The sequence below is a fragment of the Acinetobacter seifertii genome, from assembly GCF_016064815.1.
Classification (GTDB): domain Bacteria; phylum Pseudomonadota; class Gammaproteobacteria; order Pseudomonadales; family Moraxellaceae; genus Acinetobacter; species Acinetobacter seifertii.
On the sequence record NZ_CP065820.1, the window covers coordinates 2,781,999 to 2,800,516 of the forward strand.

The window sequence follows — 18,518 nt, forward strand, 5'->3', positions numbered from 1 at the left end:
TCAAAGCTGAAATTTTTTAATTCGATAGTCTAGTGCTGCCCGAGTTAGTCCCAATAAGCGTGCCGCTTCAGACACATTATGATTTGCCTTTTTTAAAGCTGTTAAAATTAACTGCTTTTCGTGTTCTTCTAAATTAAACTCTGCCTGCAATAATTGCTCAAAGTTGGTTTCAACAGTTACAGCCTGCTCTGGGTCATGCTTGATCTGTGGAAAAATGGCATTTAACTTAATGAGTTGCTGATCATCCGTTAATAAAACCGCCCTTTCTAATAAGTTTTCTAACTCACGAATATTTCCTGGCCATTCATATTGCTGCATAAAAACTTTGGTCTTTTCACTTACGCCCTGAATAGTTTTGCCGTACATTTTTTCAAAACGATGAAGAAAGTGTTCAACCAATAAAGGAATGTCTTCACGGCGCTCCCGCAAAGGCGGAATCTGAACTGGAAAAATATTTAAGCGATAATACAAATCTGCCCGAAATCGTCCTGTTTTCACAGCTTGTTCAAGGTCTTCATTGGTTGCTGTAATTACACGGACATCTAAAATACGTGTCTGCGAATCTCCAACTCGCTCAAATTCACCTTCTTGCAAAATGCGTAATAGTGCCGCTTGTGCACGAGGTGAAAGCTCAATCACTTCGTCTAAAAAAATAGTACCGCCATTGGCTCGTTCAAACTTGCCCAAGCGAGATTGATGTGCCCCCGTATAGGCACCTTTTTCTACCCCAAATAACTCAGACTCAATTAATTCTGGCGGAATCGCTGCACAATTTACCGCAACAAAAGGTTGGTCTTTTCTTTGGCTATTTGCATGAACCCCTCGTGCAAAAGCTTCTTTACCAACGCCAGTTTCACCTTGTAGCAAAATAGAAACTTTCGAACCTGCTGCTTTGGTTAGTAATGCACAGACCTGTTTATAAGATGCTGACTTACCCACTGAGCTAAATAATTGGTAATCGGCTTCACTGTCGCTATAAATTGATTTTTTAAGCTCAAAAAGTTCAGCCTGCAACGCAATCAGTTCTTTTTCCATGGGTTCGGGAGACATGAACTGAATTAGCTCATCTGCATTTTCCCACTCTTCTAAAGGCTTACCGATAATACGGCAATGCTCATCGCCGCAGGCCTTACACTCTATTTCTTGATAAATAATGGTCATGCCCGTCGCAAAACTACTGTAGCCGCATGCATAACCCAGAAGCATCCAGCACGCAGGTTCATCACTTGGGCCAAAATGCTCTAAATGCACATCAGCTTCAAAAGAGTTAAGCCAATTTAAATCGGCATAAAACTGTTTTTTATCGTGGCTTAAATTGAGCTGGTTGGCCTGTACTTGCACCATTCCACGAATGGCGTGCATTTGTGGGCCTGCCATAAAAGCATCGTGTTCATTTAAATCGGGACGCATTTTTGTTGTAACTTCTGCATCTTTTAACCCAGCTTGATACCCTAAACGAATAAAAAAACGCTTGGTCCGCTCAAGCCCAATCATGTGCGCTAAGTCTTTACGCAAATATCCCATAATGCTGGTGTGTAAAAGCAGCATTCGATATTCATCAAACCAGATTTGGCCGTGGGCAGTATCAAAATGCAGTTTAGACAGCAAATCATGAATTTCTTGCGGATGATCTGCGTATCGTCCCGTTGTATCGTATTTTACTCGAGCCATGAGTGATCTGTTTTAATCCATTAAACACATTTGGGTGTTATCTCATCTTATCGAAGAACCAGATAAATGTCCTAGTACCTTAAAGACATAACTTCATACTAAAAAAGTATTTCTAACTCTCTTCATTTAAAGCCTCAAACATTCTAAAAAGAAATTTTTACAACCCTCTTCATCAAATCATGAATATCTCTATTTCACCATTCAAAAAATTCATGAAATGGTGAATTTTAAAAATTCTTCATTTTTATAAAAAATCTTAATTTATTGTTTTTTAATAACAAAAATAAAGTTGGCATAGCTTTTGTAAAGCTTATAGCGAGAGCAAGGAGCATTCATCAATTTCGAGACCATGTCTTGATGGAGTACAGCATGACGCAACCTCAAGTCGAAGCATTAACCAAATATATCCGGGTCACTGGCGACTTAAACGCAGAGTTTATCGAATTCGATTTTGCCATTCACGACCCAAGTCTATTTGTGGAACTGGTTTTGCCTAAACATGCATTTAATGATTTTTGTAAGACCAATCAAGTGGTTGAAATGACCCAAGAGCAGCAAGCTTTTAATGATGCTCAGGAAGAAAAATGGCGCTATGGCACTGAAGCAACCTTAGTCGGCACGCAACGTAATAGCAACGATCACGATGATCAGATGTAAAAATATAAGGAGATAAAGCCATGACTTTAGAAATCAAAACGTCAAATGTCGAACCTATCCGCCAGAACTATGCCTATATCGAAAGACGATTTGGTAGTAAGCCAGCAACTCGATATCAAGAAGTGAGTTTCGATGTACAAGCAGAAACTAACTTTCACTATCGTCCTTTGTGGAAACCTGAAAAGACTTTAAATGACAAAACCCATACTGCCCTGCAAATGCGAGACTGGTATGCATTTAAAGATCCACGTCAATTCTATTATGGAACTTATGTTCAGCACCGTGCACGTTTACAAGACACTGCAGAAAGTAATTTTGCTTTTTTCGAAAAACGTCAGCTTGCAGAACATCTGTCTGATGAAGTCAAAGCTAAGGTCATTGAGTGCTTATTGCCATTTCGCCACGTTGAACAAACTGCAAACTTACACATGATGTCTGGCAGTGCCTATGGATATGGCACGGTACTTACCCAAGCTTGTATTTATGCGGCAATGGATCATTTAGGAATTGCGCAGTACATCTCACGCATTGGTCTAGCTTTAGATGGTAATAGCGGCGATTCATTACAACAGGCAAAACAGATTTGGATGCAACATCCTGCATGGCAAGGCTTACGCCGTCTGTGTGAAGAAAGTCTCACCGAGCAAGACTACTTCAAACTTTTCTTATTACAAAATCTTGTGATTGACGGCTTTGTAACAGAGCTGGTCTATCAACAGTTTGATCAGTGGTTAGTCACTCAAAATGCTCGTGACTTAGCCATGCTGACTGAATTTATGAAAGACACTTTAGGTGATTTACGTAAGTGGTCAGACACCGTCATTAAAACTGCCGCAGCAGAATCCGATCACAATAAACAACTATTAAATGAATGGTTCACTCAGTCTTTAGCTCAAGTAAAAGCGGCCTTTACACCTTGGGCAACAGCAGCCTTAACATCAAATGCAGTCGATCAAGCAGAACAAGTTGTGATTGAACGTGCAAAAAAACTAGGTCTACAACCTGAACTTGCAAATGCTTAAGGAGAAGCAACATGTCTAAAGTCTATCTCGCGTTACAAGACAATGATACGTCACGCTACATCCTCGAAGCGATTGAAGAAGATAACCCTGAAGCTTCAATTCAGTATTTACCAGCCATGATTCGAATTGAAAGTGAAACTGATTTGGTCATTAAAGCCGAAACCGTATCTGAAAAACTAGGCCAAGATTGGGACATCCAATCGTTACAACTCAACATGATTACGCTGGGCGGCAACGTCGAAGAAGATAACGATACTTTCCGCCTTCACTGGAATTAATCACAACATAGATGTTGTTTAACAAAGATTTAAGGATGATCAATCATGACAACTCAAACCAAAGAAACCAGCAAAAAGTTAAATGCTAAAGATCGTTACCGCGCATTAACCCGTGATCTGGACTGGGACTTTTCCTATGCTGACCGTAAAGACGCCTTCCCTTATGAAGAATTTGAAGGCATCAAAATTACGGACTGGTCTAAATGGGAAGATCCATTCCGTTTAACCATGGATGCTTACTGGAAATATCAGGCAGAAAAAGAGAAAAAACTTTATGCCATTTTTGATGCCTTTGCTCAAAACAATGGTCAGATGAATGTCAGCAATGAACGCTACTTAAATGCGATCAAACTCTTTTTAACGGCGGTTACCCCACTTGAATATCAGGCTTATCAAGGTTATGCCCATGTAGGTCGCCAGTTTAGTGGTATTGGAGCACGTATTGCTTCTCAGATGCAGTCGATTGATGAGCTGCGTCATGTACAGACTCAAATTCATGCCATGAGCCATTACAACAAGTTTTTTGATGGTTTTCAGGACTGGGCGCATATGCATGACCGCGTTTGGTATTTGTCTGTGCCTAAATCATTTTTTGAAGACGCTCGTTCTGCTGGTCCTTTCGAGTTTTTATTAGCAATTAGTTTTGCTTTTGAATATGTACTTACCAATTTGCTATTTGTTCCGTTTATGTCGGGAGCAGCTTATAACGGCGATATGGCAACCGTAACCTTTGGTTTTAGTGCGCAGTCCGATGAAGCTCGTCACATGACGCTTGGTCTTGAAATCGTAAAATTCTTGCTCGAACAGCATGAAGATAACGTACCGATTGTGCAGGAATGGATTGATAAATGGTTCTGGCGTGGGACGCGTTTGCTTTCAATTGTGGGCATGATGATGGATTACATGCTGCCAAACAAAGTGATGTCTTGGAAAGAAGCTTGGGAAGTTTATTTTGAACAGGCAGGCGGTGCGCTATTTAAAGATTTAAGCCGTTATGGCATTCGTATGCCGAAATATAGCGATGTCATTGTAAAAGAAAAAGAGCATGTCTCACATCAAGCATGGTGGATTTTCTATAACTTTGGTCATGCTGCTGGTTTCCATACATGGATTCCAACCGACGAAGAAATGGATTGGTTATCTGCTAAATATCCAGACACTTTCGATAAATACTACCGTCCAAAATGGGAATTGGCTCGCAAAATGGAAGCTGAAGGTAAACGCTTCTATAGCGCAGGTTTACCACAGCTTTGTCAGGTTTGTCAGATTCCAATGACCTTTACTGAAATGGGCGATGACCCGACTCAGTTTAGTTATCGCCATAGCATTTACCAAGGCGAACGCTACCACACCTGTTCAGATGGTTGTCATGACATTTTCGAGCGCGAGCCTGAGAAATATATACAAGCATGGCTCCCTGTAAATCAAATTTTGCAAGGCAACTGTGGTGGCGGTGACCTCGAAACCATGCTCCGCGATTATTACCGCATGAATGTCGGTGCCGACAATCTGGATATTGAAGGTTCACCAGACCAACAGCGCTGGAAAAAATGGAAAGGTAACGCAGCTTAAGCACAAGGAATTATTCAGGCAGTGATCACGCTGCCTGATAGGAAATAAGGAGATTGAACATGACTGTTCGCGCGATACACAACAACTATCAATTTGAACCACTTGATCTGCAAAAAAATTATGGCGATCAATTCTTACTTTACGTGGGTTGGGATCATCACACCCTTTTTTGCTCAGCACATGCCATGCTTGCCTCACCTCAACAAACTTTTGGACAGTTGATTGAGCAACAAATTACAGGTGGTTTTGCCCAACATCCAGATTTTGCCAAAATTGATTGGTCAAAAGTGCAATATACCTTAGATGGTCAAACAATTAGTCCTAAGAGTACACAAAGCTTGGCAGAGCTTGGTTTTGGTCATAAGTCATTACTTCGTTTCGTTACGCCAGAATTAAATGGCTATAACGACAGCTATGTTTAATTCGGAGGTGTGTCATGAGTTATCAAGTCACTATTGAACCGATCGGAACAACGATTGAAGTAGAAGAAGACCAAACCATTTTAGATGCCGCTTTACGTCAAGGCGTTTGGTTACCCTTTGCCTGTGGTCATGGCACTTGCGGGACATGTAAGGTTCAAGTCACAGATGGTTTTTACGATGTTGGTGAAGCCTCGCCCTTTGCGCTCATGGATATTGAACGTGATGAAAACAAGGTACTTGCCTGCTGCTGCAAACCACAATCCGACATGATCATTGAAGCCGATGTCGATGAAGACCCAGATTTCTTAGGCCATTTGGTTCAAGACTATCAAGCGACCGTCATTGAAATAAAAGACCTATCGCCGACCATTAAGGGTATTCGTCTACAACTAGATCGCCCAATCGAGTTCCAAGCGGGTCAATATATCAATGTCCAATTTCCAGACATTGAAGGAACTCGTGCGTTTTCAATTGCCAATTCACCAAGTGAAGTCGGCATCGTTGAACTGCATATTCGTAAAGTTGAAGGCGGTGCAGCAACGACTTATGTGCATGAACAGCTTTCCACGGGTGATCAGCTCGATATTTCGGGCCCTTATGGTCAATTTTTTGTACGCAAATCAGATGATCAAAATGCCATTTTCATTGCAGGTGGTTCAGGTCTTTCAAGTCCACAATCGATGATTTTAGATTTACTTGAGTCTGGAGATAGTCGCACGATTTACCTCTTCCAAGGAGCACGAGACTTGGCAGAGCTGTACAACCGAGAATTGTTTGAACAACTCGTAAAAGACTATCCAAACTTCCGCTATATCCCTGCCCTGAATGCACCAAAACCAGAAGACCAATGGACTGGATTTACCGGATTCGTGCATGAGGCTGTTGCCGATTACTTTGAAAATCGATGTGGTGGACACAAAGCGTATTTGTGCGGCCCACCCATCATGATCGACTCGGCAATTTCAACACTCATGCAAAGTCGCTTATTCGAACGAGACATTCACACTGAACGATTCTTAAGTGCAGCCGATGGTGCTGCCGGACAATCGCGTTCGGCTTTATTCAAACATATTTAAAGATAAATCATTCAACAATCCACTTTTTCAAATGAGCTTTGTATTTATTTGTAATTTAGAAAGCAAATACAAGGCTCACAGGAGTTCTGCATTCAAAATTTACAGGTTAAACAGACTTAAGTTTTTAAAGACCGTTAAGGAATAACGTTTTTTTAGTGACAAGCCAAACAACACAGAATAGGACATTCTATGAATAACAAAATTGCTGCAATCATATGTGGTGTAATCAGCACCCTTTACCTTCCCTCTGCATTTGCGACAGAAAATGGCTCAGACTCTTTTGCATTAGGTGCCGAAGGTATGATGGCGGGTGCCTTACCACCTGCTGGGGTCTATCTACTCAGTTATTATCAAAATTACCACGCATCAGATTTTCAAAATGGTCCCGACCAGTTCCATGTTGATGTCAACGCTGTGGTTCCGCGGTTGGTCTGGATGACCGATCAAAAAATTATGGATGGACAACTCGGGTTTTATGCAGCCCAGCCATTGGTTGATCTACGCCTTAAAGTAAATGGAATGGCTGACTCAAACCAAGGTCTCGGAGACTTAATTTTGGGTGGTATGCTCGGCTGGCATCAAGGAAATCATCACTGGATTGCAGCCCTAGAAACCGTACTTGGAACAGGTGATTACGACACTCCAAGTACGACACATCCAGTTGAAGCCAATCTCGGGAAAAACTATCACACCATTCGACCTATTCTTGCCTATAGTTATGCCAACGCGGCAGGCTTAGATCTTTCTACAAAATTGTCTTATAGCTAGAATACGCGTAACGATGCAACCGACTACCAGTCTGGACAATATATTGCGGGTGATTATAGCTTAGGTTACCGCATTAACCCCAAACTAAAAATTGCGGTTGAAGGCTATGCTTTTAAACAAACCACAGATGACAAAGTAAACGGAAATGACATTGGGTTTAAAGGACAAGCTTTTGCAATTGGGCCAGGTATTCAATATGCCGATAAAAACTGGTCTATTGAAGCCAAAATTTTAAAAGAAACCGAAGTCGAATATCGTCCCGAAGGACATACCAGCTGGCTAAAACTAATTTGGGCATTCTAAAACACATCAACGCATAGCTTCAGCTTTTGAGGCTATGCCCTGCTTTATTTAAAAATCGATGCCGTTTGAATCATCTATCGGGTTCTGATCAAGTGTAAAAACCGTCCGTTGATAAGGTATCCCTTCAAGATCATACACCTGATAAATACAATCAAATAAAAGCTGTAAGTCTTCACTTCGGTCCATTGCACGAGCAGTAATGAAAATCGGGCTGACTGCACCGTTATCTAAAATCGGAATGTAGTTTAAGTGTGGAAATCGAATGGTATCGGCACTGGCAGGAATAATACACAAACCTTCACCCGCTGCAACCAAGCCCAAAGCCAGCTGAATTTCCCGTATTTCATGCATATTTTTTGGAACCAAACTATGCTCGGCAAAAATATTTAAAAGCTGGGTCGAAAAATTGGGTTTCGGAGAAGTGGGATACATAAACATCTTTTCATCAATGAGATCGGCCAGATATACCCCTTCCGTACGCTGAGCAATCGGGTGGCTGGTATGTGCAGCAACCACCAATCGCTCTTTACGTAGCAAAATACGTCTCACCGCAGGATCACTAATTCTTAGACGTCCAAATCCAACATCAATACGCCCTTCTTTTAATGCCTGTAGTTGCTCAGTCGTACTTAACTCCATCAATTGAATATTCAAATGAGGTTGTTGTTGCCGAAATAAATAGATGATTCGCGGCAGTAAACCATAGAGTAAAGACCCGACAAAACCAATCGTCACACTACGTTCAATGAGACCAATACGTTTGGTCATACTTTTTATTTCTTCAGCATTCGACAAAAGTTTAAGGGCGTGCTGATAAAAGAAATGTCCGGCTGGGGTTGTCTGTAAAGGACGGCTTCCACGCTCAAACAGTTGAATTCCAAGCTCACTTTCCAAATTTTGAATCTGTCGACTCAAAGGTGGTTGAGCAATAAATAGTTTTTCCGCGGCTTTTGTAAAGCTCTGTTCTTCAACAACAGCCACAAAATACCGTAAATGTCTTAGTTCCATCAGGTTTCCATACCTTTAAGATATAAAAAAATGCAAATTCAGTCTTAGACACAGTTTAACCATTCTTTTAAGGTATATACAAGCAACAAACCGATGAAGTGATGAATTGCTTAGTGAAAAAGCCCTCTTGCCAATCTTCCAGTGATTCATCTTCATCAATTCACGGTTAAACACCCAGCGCACTCATGCGCTTCATTGACAATATTAGGATATCAAGACCTTGTAGATCGTAGCTAAGGCCTTGGTGACTTCCACACTTTTGGAAAGTCGGAGAACGGACATGCCACGTATTCCTGTAATCAATACTAGCCATCTTGACCGTATTGATGAATTACTTGTCGATAACATCGATACAGGTGAATTTAAACTTCATCGCTCAGTCTTTACTGACGAAGCCCTATTTGACCTCGAAATGAAATATATCTTCGAAGGTAATTGGGTTTATTTAGCACACGAAAGCCAAATTCCAAACAATAATGACTACTACACCACGCACATTGGCCGTCAGCCAGTCATTATTGCCCGCAACCGTAACGGCGAACTCAATGCCATGATCAATGCGTGTTCACACCGCGGAGCACAACTTTGCCGTCACAAGCGTGGTAACAAAGCAACATATACTTGCCCTTTCCACGGCTGGACGTTTAACAACTCAGGTAAATTACTCAAGGTTAAAGATCCAAGTGAAGCTGGTTACTCGGACTGCTTTAACCAAGAAGGCTCACACGACCTTAAAAAAGTGGCTCGTTTTGAGAGCTACAAAGGTTTCTTATTTGGTAGCTTAAATCCCGATGTTCCTTCACTTGAAGAATTCTTGGGTGAAACCACCAAAATCATCGACATGATTGTTGACCAGTCTGAACATGGTTTAGAAGTTTTACGTGGTTCATCTACCTATACCTATGAAGGTAACTGGAAACTCACCGCTGAAAATGGTGCCGATGGTTACCACGTTTCTGCTGTGCACTGGAACTACGCAGCAACGACTCAACACCGTAAAGAAACTCAAGCTGCCGATAACATCCGTGCGATGAGTGCAGGTTCTTGGGGTAAACAAGGCGGTGGCTCGTATGGCTTTGAAAATGGCCACATGTTGCTTTGGACACAATGGGCAAACCCAGAAGACCGTCCAAACTTCCCGAAAGCAGACGAATACACCGAAAAATACGGTGAAGCGATGTCGAAATGGATGATTGAGCGTTCACGTAATCTTTGCCTCTATCCAAACGTTTATTTGATGGATCAGTTCGGTTCGCAAATTCGTGTACTTCGCCCACTTTCTGTCAATAGAACCGAAGTTACCATTTACTGTATTGCTCCTAAAGGCGAAGCACCCGAAGCTCGTGCACGTCGTATCCGTCAATATGAAGATTTCTTTAATGCTTCAGGTATGGCAACACCAGACGATTTAGAAGAATTCCGTGCTTGTCAGGCAGGCTACGCAGGTATTGCCCTTGAATGGAATGACATGTGCCGTGGTTCTAAACACTGGATTTATGGACCAGACGATGCAGCGAATGAAATCGGTTTAAAACCAATGTTAAGTGGTATCAAAACTGAAGATGAAGGTCTTTATCTTGCCCAACATCAATATTGGTTACACACCATGAAACATGCGATTGCATCAGAGAAAGAAATTGCTGATCAGGGAGAAACAGCATGAGTGCTCAAGACAAAGCAACTTTAGAAAATATTGCTCAGTTTCTCTATCGTGAAGCTCGCTTTTTAGATGATGAACAATGGGAAGATTGGCTTGAATGCTATGCACCAGAAGCTTCTTTTTGGATGCCAGCTTGGGATGACGACGATAGATTAACTGAAGATCCGCAATCTGAAATTTCACTTATTTATTATCCAGACCGTCAAGGTTTAGAAGATCGCGTGTTCCGTATTAAAACCGAGCGCTCATCTGCAACCATGCCGGACACACGCACAAGCCACAATATTGCCAACGTTGAAGTCGTAGAACGCGACGGCGACAAAGTCACGGTCCGCTTTAACTGGAATACCTTGAGTTTCCGTTACAAGACAAATTACAGCTATTTCGGTATGTCACGTTATGTGATCGATTTTTCAGGTGATCAACCAAGAATCTTGAGCAAGTATGTCGTTTTGAAAAATGACTATATCAATCAAGTGATTGATATCTACCACCTTTAAGACATACCCCCTCAGTTAAACGGACTGTTGGCTGAGGGTAAAAGTTTCAAATATTTTGTAGGATACATGCCATGTCAAACCACAATATCGCACTTCAATTTGAAGATGGTGTTACACGTTTCATTAACGTAGCTCAAGGCGAAACCCTATCTGACGCAGCCTATCGCCAAAAAATTAATATTCCTTTGGATTGCCGTGACGGTGCATGTGGAACTTGCCGCGCATTTTGCGAATCTGGCAGTTATGACATGCCAGAAGAAACCTATATTGAAGATGCACTAACCCCAGAAGAAGCTGAGCAAGGTTATATTCTTGCTTGCCAATGTCGCCCAACTTCAGATGCGGTATTCCAGATTCAAGCCTCGTCAGATGTTTGCAAAACTGCAATTCATAGCTTCCAAGGCACCCTAGCTCGCGTTGAAAATTTATCAAACTCAACCATCACATTTGATATTCAACTTGATGAAGGTCAACCAGATATTCATTTCCTTGCAGGTCAATACGTCAACGTTGCGATTCCTGAAACTGGCGAAACACGTTCATATTCATTTAGCTCAAAACCGGGCAATCGCTTAACGGGCTTTGTGGTCCGTAACGTACCAAATGGCAAAATGAGTGAATTCTTGAGCAAAAATGCCCAAGCTGGCGACAAAATGACATTTACCGGTCCATTCGGTAGCTTCTATTTACGTAATGTAGCGCGTCCAGTGCTGATGCTCGCAGGCGGTACTGGCATTGCCCCATTTATGTCGATGTTACAAGTGCTTGAAGAAAAAGGTTCAGAACAACCAGTTCGTTTAGTCTTTGGCGTAACTAATGACTTTGATTTGGTTGCTCTAGAAAAACTCAATGAGTTGCAAGCGAAATTCCCTTGGTTTGAATATCGAACTGTAGTTGCAAGCCCTGAGAGTAATCATGAACGCAAAGGCTATGTCACTGGTCATATTGAAAGTGAATGGTTAAATGGCGGCGACGTCGATGTTTATCTATGTGGACCAGTACCAATGGTAGAAGCGGTACGTGGCTGGTTAGAAACTGAAAATATCAAACCTGCTAATTTCTTGTTTGAAAAATTCTCTGCAAACTAATTCAAGGTGGAGAAGTTATCTATGTCAAACCGTCAAAGATTTACCGATAAGGTCGTGATTGTTACGGGTAGTGCTCAAGGCATTGGTCGTGGTGTGGCACTGCAAGTCGCAGCTGAAGGCGGCCAAGTCATCATGGCTGACCGCTCTGAATATGTTGAGGAAGTTCTCAAAGAAATTCAGAGCGCAAATGGCAATGCCGTCACGATTAATGCTGACCTTGAAACCTATGCAGGTGCGCAAGCAGTAGTCGCAAAAGCCATCGAACATTATGGTCGGGTAGATATCCTGATTAATAACGTAGGCGGCGCGATCTGGATGAAACCTTTTGAAGAGTTTTCTGAAGAAGAGATCATTAAGGAAGTGAACCGCTCATTGTTTCCAACGTTATGGTGTTGCCGCGCTGTGCTACCCGCCATGATTAAGCAACAAGCGGGTGTTATTGTAAATGTTTCTTCAATTGCAACCCGTGGTATTAATCGTATTCCCTACTCTGCATCTAAGGGCGGTGTGAATGCTCTAACAGCATCGCTTGCTTTTGAACATGCTAAAGACGGAATTCGAGTCAATGCCGTTGCGACTGGCGGAACCGAAGCACCCCCTCGTAAAGTGCCACGTAACGCTAATCCGTTAAGTCAAAATGAAAAAGACTGGATGCAGCAAGTGGTTGATCAAACAATAGATCGAACATTTATGGGTCGTTATGGCACAATTCAAGAACAAGTGAATGCAATTTTATTTCTTGCATCAGACGAAGCATCCTATATGACCGGATCGGTTATTTCGGTCGGAGGTGGAGATCAGGGTTAACCCTGATCTTTTTACATGATTGGGTAAATAACATGATTTGCATGGAGGCAATCACACATGGCAACCCTGTTCAAGACATTAAAAAATGACTGGTCCATATCAGCAACAGTTGCTGGCTTTCTTGCGGTTTTAATTTCTTACTCAGGCCCACTGATTATTTTTTTCCAAGCTGCTCAGCGTGCCCATGTTTCCACTGACATGATGGTGTCATGGATTTGGGGAATCTCAATTGGTGCCGCCGTTTCAGGTATTTATCTTTCAATTAAATATAAAACGCCTGTCATAACTGCATGGTCTGCACCGGGTACTGCCCTGTTAGTTACTCTATTTCCAAACGTCTCGTTGAATGAAGCAGTAGCCGCCTATATTACTTCTGCCATCGTTATTTTTTTAATTGGCGTTACAGGTTACTTCGACAAGTTACTGAAGTGGATTCCGCAAGATGTTGCTGCGGGCATGATGGCAGGTATTCTTTTTCAATTTGGTATTGGTCTGTTTACCGCGTCTGATAGCATGCCTTTTATTGTATTTAGCATGCTTATTGTCTTTTTAATTGCCAAACGTTTAATGCCGCGCTACACCATGATTTGGGTGTTAGCTGCTGGAGTTTTATTAAGCCTCATTTTAGGCAAGATGAATCCGGTTGATGTGAGTTTTAGTTTAGCTATTCCACAGTGGATTAGCCCAGAATGGACATGGAACTCAACACTGAATCTCGCCGTTCCTCTCATTTTAGTCAGCCTAACCGGCCAATTTTTACCGGGTATGGCGATTATGAAACTCGGCGGTTACGACACCCCAGCCAAACCCATTATTACTGTCACTAGTATTGCCTCTTTAGCTGTTGCCTGTGTCGGCGGTATTACCATTGTACTAGCCTCAATTACTGCAGCTTTATGTATGGGTAAAGATGCACATGAACTTAAAGAAAAACGTTACATCGCAGGAATCGCCAACGGAATTTTTTATATTTTAGGAGGCTTATTTGCTGGCAGTATTGTCATGCTATTTAGCTTACTTCCTAAAGAATTAGTTGCAGCACTGGCAGGTTTAGCCTTGCTTGGAGCGATTGCCACCAATATTTCTGTTGCCATGAAGAATGACAGTCAACGTGATGCTGCACTTATTACCTTTTTAGCGACAGCATCAGGCATGCATTTTCTTGGATTAAGCTCAGTTTTTTGGGGTATTTGTATTGGTGTAATCGCCCATTTCATTCTTACACCACGCTCAACGCCAGCCAAAAATTAAGTTTTTTATCTAAGCGCCTACCACTAAAATAAAGCCTCAATCGCCAAATTAGGATGCAAATAATTTGCTAATTCTGATTTGGCATTTTTTATTGAATATAGATTAAATTTCATTTTTAAGATCAATTTCTAAAATAATTAAATAATAGACTTTAGTATTTTGTTTTTATATTTTCACTTCAATTCACAATATAAATTTAGCTATATTTTTAGCTGTGATTATCATCAATAAAATCTATAAAAAAACACCTATAAAACACTTAAAATTCTCATAATACAATATTTAACCCCATTTTAAAGACACAACAAAACCAGCTAAAACAATAAAAATAAATACATATTTTTCAAATAATTAAATCAATTAAAACACAATACCTTAAAGACATAAAGATATATCAATTAGGTTTTTGACTCTAATCCAATAACAAAATAGTTTATTAAAAAATAACGCGACACTTCACAAATTGGAGGTGAAGAAAATGGATACGAGCAAGGTTAATATTAATGAGTTAATTGATAAAGCCAGTTTTACATCTTTTCATTGGAAAGTTTTAATCTGGTGCCTACTTATTATTATTTTTGATGGATATGATTTAGTTATTTATGGGGTTGCTCTTCCTCTGTTAATGCAACAATGGTCATTAACTGCGGTAGAAGCTGGTTTACTCGCCAGTGCTGCTCTATTTGGTATGATGTTTGGTGCCATGATTTTCGGCACACTTTCAGACAAACTGGGACGTAAAAAAACCATCCTGATTTGTGTCACCTTATTTAGCGGATTTACCTTTATCGGTGCCTTTGCCAAAGGACCAACAGAGTTTGCTATTTTGCGCTTTATTGCAGGCCTAGGGATTGGTGGCGTTATGCCAAATGTGGTCGCACTTATGACCGAATACGCACCGAAAAAAATCCGCAGTACATTAGTGGCAATCATGTTTAGTGGTTATGCAATTGGTGGCATGACATCAGCACTACTCGGTGCATGGCTCATTAAAGATATGGGCTGGCAAATCATGTTTTTAATTGCCGGTATTCCCCTGCTATTACTGCCGTTGATCTGGAAATTTTTGCCAGAGTCTCTCACCTTTTTAGTGAAATCAAACCATAGCGAGCAGGCAAAAAGTATTGTTTGTAAAATTGCACCTCAAACTCAGGTAACCGCCAATACACAACTGGTGTTAAATGAAAGCACCACAACCGATGCACCTGTCCGTGCGCTTTTCCAACAAGGCCGTACTTTCAGCACATTTATGTTCTGGATTGCTTTCTTTATGTGCTTACTCATGGTGTATGCCTTAGGAAGCTGGTTACCTAAACTCATGCTGCAAGCGGGCTACTCATTAGGTACAAGCATGTTATTCCTCTTTGCACTTAATATTGGCGGCATGGTCGGTGCAATTGGCGGCGGTGCTTTAGCAGACAGATTTCATTTAAAACCTGTTATTACGATCATGTTTGTTGTGGGATCAGCAGCTTTAATTCTGCTTGGTATTAATAGTCCGCAAATTATTTTATATAGCCTGATTGCGATTGCTGGTGCCGCCACAATTGGTTCGCAAATCTTACTCTATACCTTCGTTGCACAGTTCTATCCGACGGCACTTCGTTCAACAGGCATGGGCTGGGCATCTGGAATTGGCCGTATTGGTGCGATTATCGGACCAGTTTTAACTGGAGCCCTACTCACTCTTGAGCTTCCACACCAAATGAATTTCTTAGCGATTGCAATTCCAGGTGTGATTGCTGCACTTGCAATATTTATGGTCAATTTAAAAGCCTCTGTTACTGCACAAACGCCATCAACTTTTAACTCTCAAAACACGCTTACCCAGCAGTAAAAATACATGCGTCGAGGACTGGCGCATCTTTTTGGAAATGGATTATGGAATTATTACACCGTTTTAGACCATGTAATTTAGCAATAGCTACATTATTAGGTTTATTGACTAGCTCAAGTTTATGGGCAGCAGATACAGCTCAACAAAGTGAAGATGAATGGAAGTTCACTTTAAAAAACGCCTATATCAACCGTAATTTTGATAATGATGCCTTAAAAGATACTGGCAGTTGGTCTCAGGCAGCATCATTATTTTATAAATCTAAAATGCATGACACCCCACTAGTCATAGTAGATAAGCCTATCACCATTGGAGTCGATGCTTCTGTTCAATATGCCGTTCGCTTGAGTTCAGATAAACATGTTGCAGACACAGTTTTACCTTTTAATAAAGAAACTCAGTCTCAGGCATCTGACTTCTTAAAATACGGCGCAACTTTAAAACTGGGCTACGACAAAACACTTTTAAGTGTCGGTGAGCTCTGGTTAGACCTGCCTGTAACGGCTGTCGATGCCAGCCGACAATTACTTGCTTCTTATTGGGGAACCAATCTTAAGTCGCAACTTTCAGATCAGCTTTATGCTGAAATTGGTCGGGTTGAAAAAGTCTCTCCACGAAATGAAGAAGACTTTAAAAAGTTTTCCTTTACGGCAAATGGAATCACTAAAGAATCTGATGGCCTGAACTACATTGACTTGCGTTATCAATTTACGCCATCACTCAAGGGTGAATACTATTTTGGTAATTTAGAAGACCTCTACAACAAACACTATGTAGGGCTTGAGCATAATTGGAAACAACCTAATTTTGCGCTTACGTCTAAGTTTAAATATTTCAATGCAAAAGATGACGGCAATACTTTTGATATTGATGCGCAAAACATTGGGGTGTTAGAAACGCTTAAAGTAAAAAATCATACCTTTGGTTTGGGGTACCAACAAATTATTGGAGAATCAGCTTACCCATTACCAGATGGTTTTTTACCAGAGACCTATTTCATTAACTGGAATGCTACTGGATTCTTTAAAGAAGATGAAAAGTCTTACCATGTCATGTATGGCTATGACTTTAAAGATTATGTTCCGGGCTTAAACGCAATGGTGAAATATGTTTACGGCCATGACTTTAAAGCAGCAAATGGTGAAAAGAACCATGAAACCGAATCGAATGTGATTTTAAATTATGCGTTTCAGCAGCCATTCTTAAAAGGCGTCGCTCTGCAATATATTCGAATTGATTACAAGGTTAAACATGGCAATGACTTTGGTGAAGATCGCCTGTTTGTAAACTACACCAAAAAGTTTTAATCATTTTTGATTCAATTGAAGCGGGCTAATTTTAGTCCGCTTTATTATTTTCGACCCATAAAAAACGCTCTTACGAGCGTTTTTAATTAATCTAGTAACTTAAGCAACGTGCTTTTGAACAACAATCGAACCTACTGAATAACCAGCACCGAAAGATGAAATCACGCCATATTCGCCATCATCCACTTCGTGGCCTGTACGGTGCAAAGCAATAATAACACCTGCTGATGAGGTATTGGCAAACTCATCTAGAATAATTGGTGCACGGCTTAGATCTGCCTCTTTACCAGCCACATATTTCAAGATTAATTCATTCATATTGGCGTTAGCTTGGTGTAACCAGAAACGCTTAATATCATTTGCAGTTAACTGCATTTTTTCCAACTGTGCATTAATGATTTTTGCCACCAATGGACAAACATCTTTAAATACCTTACGGCCATCTTGACGGAATAACTTGTCATCAACGACCGCATCTTCGCTACGGTTTAAGAAACCAAAGTTATTGCGAATGTTATTTGAAAATTGAGTAAATAAATGAATATCTAAAATTTCAAAACCAGTTTTAGTGGTGGTTTCTTCAATAATAGAAGCGGTCGCAACATCACCAAAAATAAAATGACAATCACGGTTACGGTAGTCTAGGTGACCCGATGTAATCTCAACGTTCACCAATAAAACACGGCGAGCACCTGAACGAATTGCATCTGCTGCTTGTTTCAAACCAAAAGTAGCAGCTGAACATGCAACGTTCATGTCGTAGGCATAACCTTGAATGCCAAGTGCCGACTGAATTTCAATCGCTACAGCTGGATAAGCACGCTGCATGTTTGAACATGCCAAAATCACAACATCAATATCTTCAGCTGTTACGCCTGCATTTTCCATTGCCTGTTTCGCAGCAATGACGCCCCACTCTGCTTGAAGTGAAAGTTCATCATTTGAACGTTCAGACAAACGAGGACGCAAACGATTTGGATCGAGAATACCTGATTTCTCAATCACGTAACGGCGCTTAATACCAGACGCTTTTTCAATAAATTCAGCACTAGAACCACGTAATTCTTCTAGCTCACCTGCTGCAATTTTCTCTGCATTCTCTTGGTTATATTGTTCCACATAAGCATTTAAACTGTCGGCCAGTTCTTCATTAGAAATGATTTCTGTTGGGTGAAATAACCCAGTACCTGTGATACGAATGCCCATGTAAAACTCCTAAAAAAATGAATAGGGTCTGTTAATCTTTCATTTATAAATTGCGTTGTAGGCTAAACAACAGCATAAACAGACC

At 41.0% G+C, this 18,518-nt stretch carries 15 protein-coding genes and 3 pseudogenes; 14 read left to right on the forward strand and 4 right to left on the reverse strand.

Annotated features, from left to right (window positions below; genetic code table 11):
- Positions 1–1,671: a phenol degradation transcriptional regulator MobR gene (mobR, locus tag I8T81_RS12945; protein ID WP_198071382.1), complete on the reverse strand. Its 1,671-nt coding sequence runs from the start codon at positions 1,669–1,671 to the stop codon at positions 1–3.
- Between the two features lie 369 nt (positions 1,672–2,040).
- On the opposite strand from mobR, the gene I8T81_RS12955 reads away from it, so the two are divergent.
- From I8T81_RS12955 to I8T81_RS12985, 7 genes and pseudogenes are all read left to right on the forward strand, one after another.
- Positions 2,041–2,328 (forward strand): phenol hydroxylase subunit, encoded by a 288-nt coding sequence (locus tag I8T81_RS12955; protein WP_000193471.1) that lies wholly within the window; start codon positions 2,041–2,043, stop codon positions 2,326–2,328.
- A gap of 20 nt (positions 2,329–2,348) precedes the next feature.
- On the forward strand, positions 2,349–3,350 hold the full coding sequence (locus I8T81_RS12960) for an aromatic/alkene monooxygenase hydroxylase subunit beta (RefSeq protein WP_198071383.1): 1,002 nt from the start codon (positions 2,349–2,351) through the stop codon (positions 3,348–3,350).
- 11 nt (positions 3,351–3,361) lie between these two features.
- Positions 3,362–3,628 (forward strand): MmoB/DmpM family protein, encoded by a 267-nt coding sequence (locus I8T81_RS12965; protein WP_151761574.1) that lies wholly within the window; start codon positions 3,362–3,364, stop codon positions 3,626–3,628.
- Between the two features lie 45 nt (positions 3,629–3,673).
- Positions 3,674–5,200 (forward strand): aromatic/alkene/methane monooxygenase hydroxylase/oxygenase subunit alpha, encoded by a 1,527-nt coding sequence (locus I8T81_RS12970; protein WP_000211828.1) that lies wholly within the window; start codon positions 3,674–3,676, stop codon positions 5,198–5,200.
- A 59-nt stretch (positions 5,201–5,259) separates the two neighbouring features.
- On the forward strand, positions 5,260–5,622 hold the full coding sequence (locus I8T81_RS12975; RefSeq protein ID WP_198071384.1) for a phenol hydroxylase subunit P4: 363 nt from the start codon (positions 5,260–5,262) through the stop codon (positions 5,620–5,622).
- Between the two features lie 14 nt (positions 5,623–5,636).
- Complete coding sequence (locus I8T81_RS12980; RefSeq protein ID WP_198071385.1) at positions 5,637–6,698, forward strand: NADH:ubiquinone reductase (Na(+)-transporting) subunit F; 1,062 nt, start codon at positions 5,637–5,639, stop codon at positions 6,696–6,698.
- 189 nt (positions 6,699–6,887) lie between these two features.
- Positions 6,888–7,769: pseudogene (locus tag I8T81_RS12985) on the forward strand (SphA family protein).
- A 48-nt stretch (positions 7,770–7,817) separates the two neighbouring features.
- On the opposite strand, the gene I8T81_RS12990 reads toward I8T81_RS12985, so the two are convergent.
- Positions 7,818–8,777 carry a LysR family transcriptional regulator gene (locus I8T81_RS12990; RefSeq protein WP_003652630.1) on the reverse strand — a complete coding sequence of 320 codons (960 nt, stop codon included), beginning with the start codon at positions 8,775–8,777 and terminating at the stop codon, positions 7,818–7,820.
- 44 nt (positions 8,778–8,821) lie between these two features.
- Positions 8,822–8,951 (reverse strand): annotated as a pseudogene (locus I8T81_RS12995) (hypothetical protein).
- Positions 8,952–9,057: 106 nt separating this feature from the next.
- On the opposite strand from I8T81_RS12995, the gene benA reads away from it, so the two are divergent.
- From benA to I8T81_RS13030, 7 genes and pseudogenes are all read left to right on the forward strand, one after another.
- Positions 9,058–10,440, forward strand: a complete 1,383-nt coding sequence (gene benA / locus I8T81_RS13000) for a benzoate 1,2-dioxygenase large subunit (RefSeq protein ID WP_004793610.1) — start codon at positions 9,058–9,060, stop codon at positions 10,438–10,440.
- Positions 10,437–10,956, forward strand: a pseudogene (gene benB, locus I8T81_RS13005) (benzoate 1,2-dioxygenase small subunit). The gene benA and the pseudogene benB overlap by 4 nt, the downstream one beginning before the upstream one ends.
- A gap of 52 nt (positions 10,957–11,008) precedes the next feature.
- Positions 11,009–12,025, forward strand: coding sequence for a benzoate 1,2-dioxygenase electron transfer component BenC (gene benC / locus I8T81_RS13010; RefSeq protein ID WP_191105468.1), 1,017 nt, complete (start codon positions 11,009–11,011; stop codon positions 12,023–12,025).
- Between the two features lie 21 nt (positions 12,026–12,046).
- Positions 12,047–12,832, forward strand: a complete 786-nt coding sequence (locus I8T81_RS13015; RefSeq protein WP_198071387.1) for a 1,6-dihydroxycyclohexa-2,4-diene-1-carboxylate dehydrogenase — start codon at positions 12,047–12,049, stop codon at positions 12,830–12,832.
- Between the two features lie 57 nt (positions 12,833–12,889).
- The gene (gene benE / locus I8T81_RS13020; RefSeq protein ID WP_198071388.1) at positions 12,890–14,083 is read left to right on the forward strand and encodes a benzoate/H(+) symporter BenE; all 1,194 of its coding nucleotides are present in this window, start codon (positions 12,890–12,892) and stop codon (positions 14,081–14,083) included.
- Positions 14,084–14,561: 478 nt separating this feature from the next.
- Complete coding sequence (locus tag I8T81_RS13025; protein ID WP_198071389.1) at positions 14,562–15,920, forward strand: aromatic acid/H+ symport family MFS transporter; 1,359 nt, start codon at positions 14,562–14,564, stop codon at positions 15,918–15,920.
- Positions 15,921–15,964: 44 nt separating this feature from the next.
- Positions 15,965–17,227 carry an OprD family outer membrane porin gene (locus I8T81_RS13030; protein ID WP_198071390.1) on the forward strand — a complete coding sequence of 421 codons (1,263 nt, stop codon included), beginning with the start codon at positions 15,965–15,967 and terminating at the stop codon, positions 17,225–17,227.
- Between the two features lie 99 nt (positions 17,228–17,326).
- On the opposite strand, the gene I8T81_RS13035 is transcribed toward I8T81_RS13030, so the two are convergent.
- Positions 17,327–18,433, reverse strand: a complete 1,107-nt coding sequence (locus I8T81_RS13035) for a beta-ketoacyl-ACP synthase III (protein ID WP_032004013.1) — start codon at positions 18,431–18,433, stop codon at positions 17,327–17,329.
- Between the last annotated feature and the right edge of the window lie 85 nt (positions 18,434–18,518).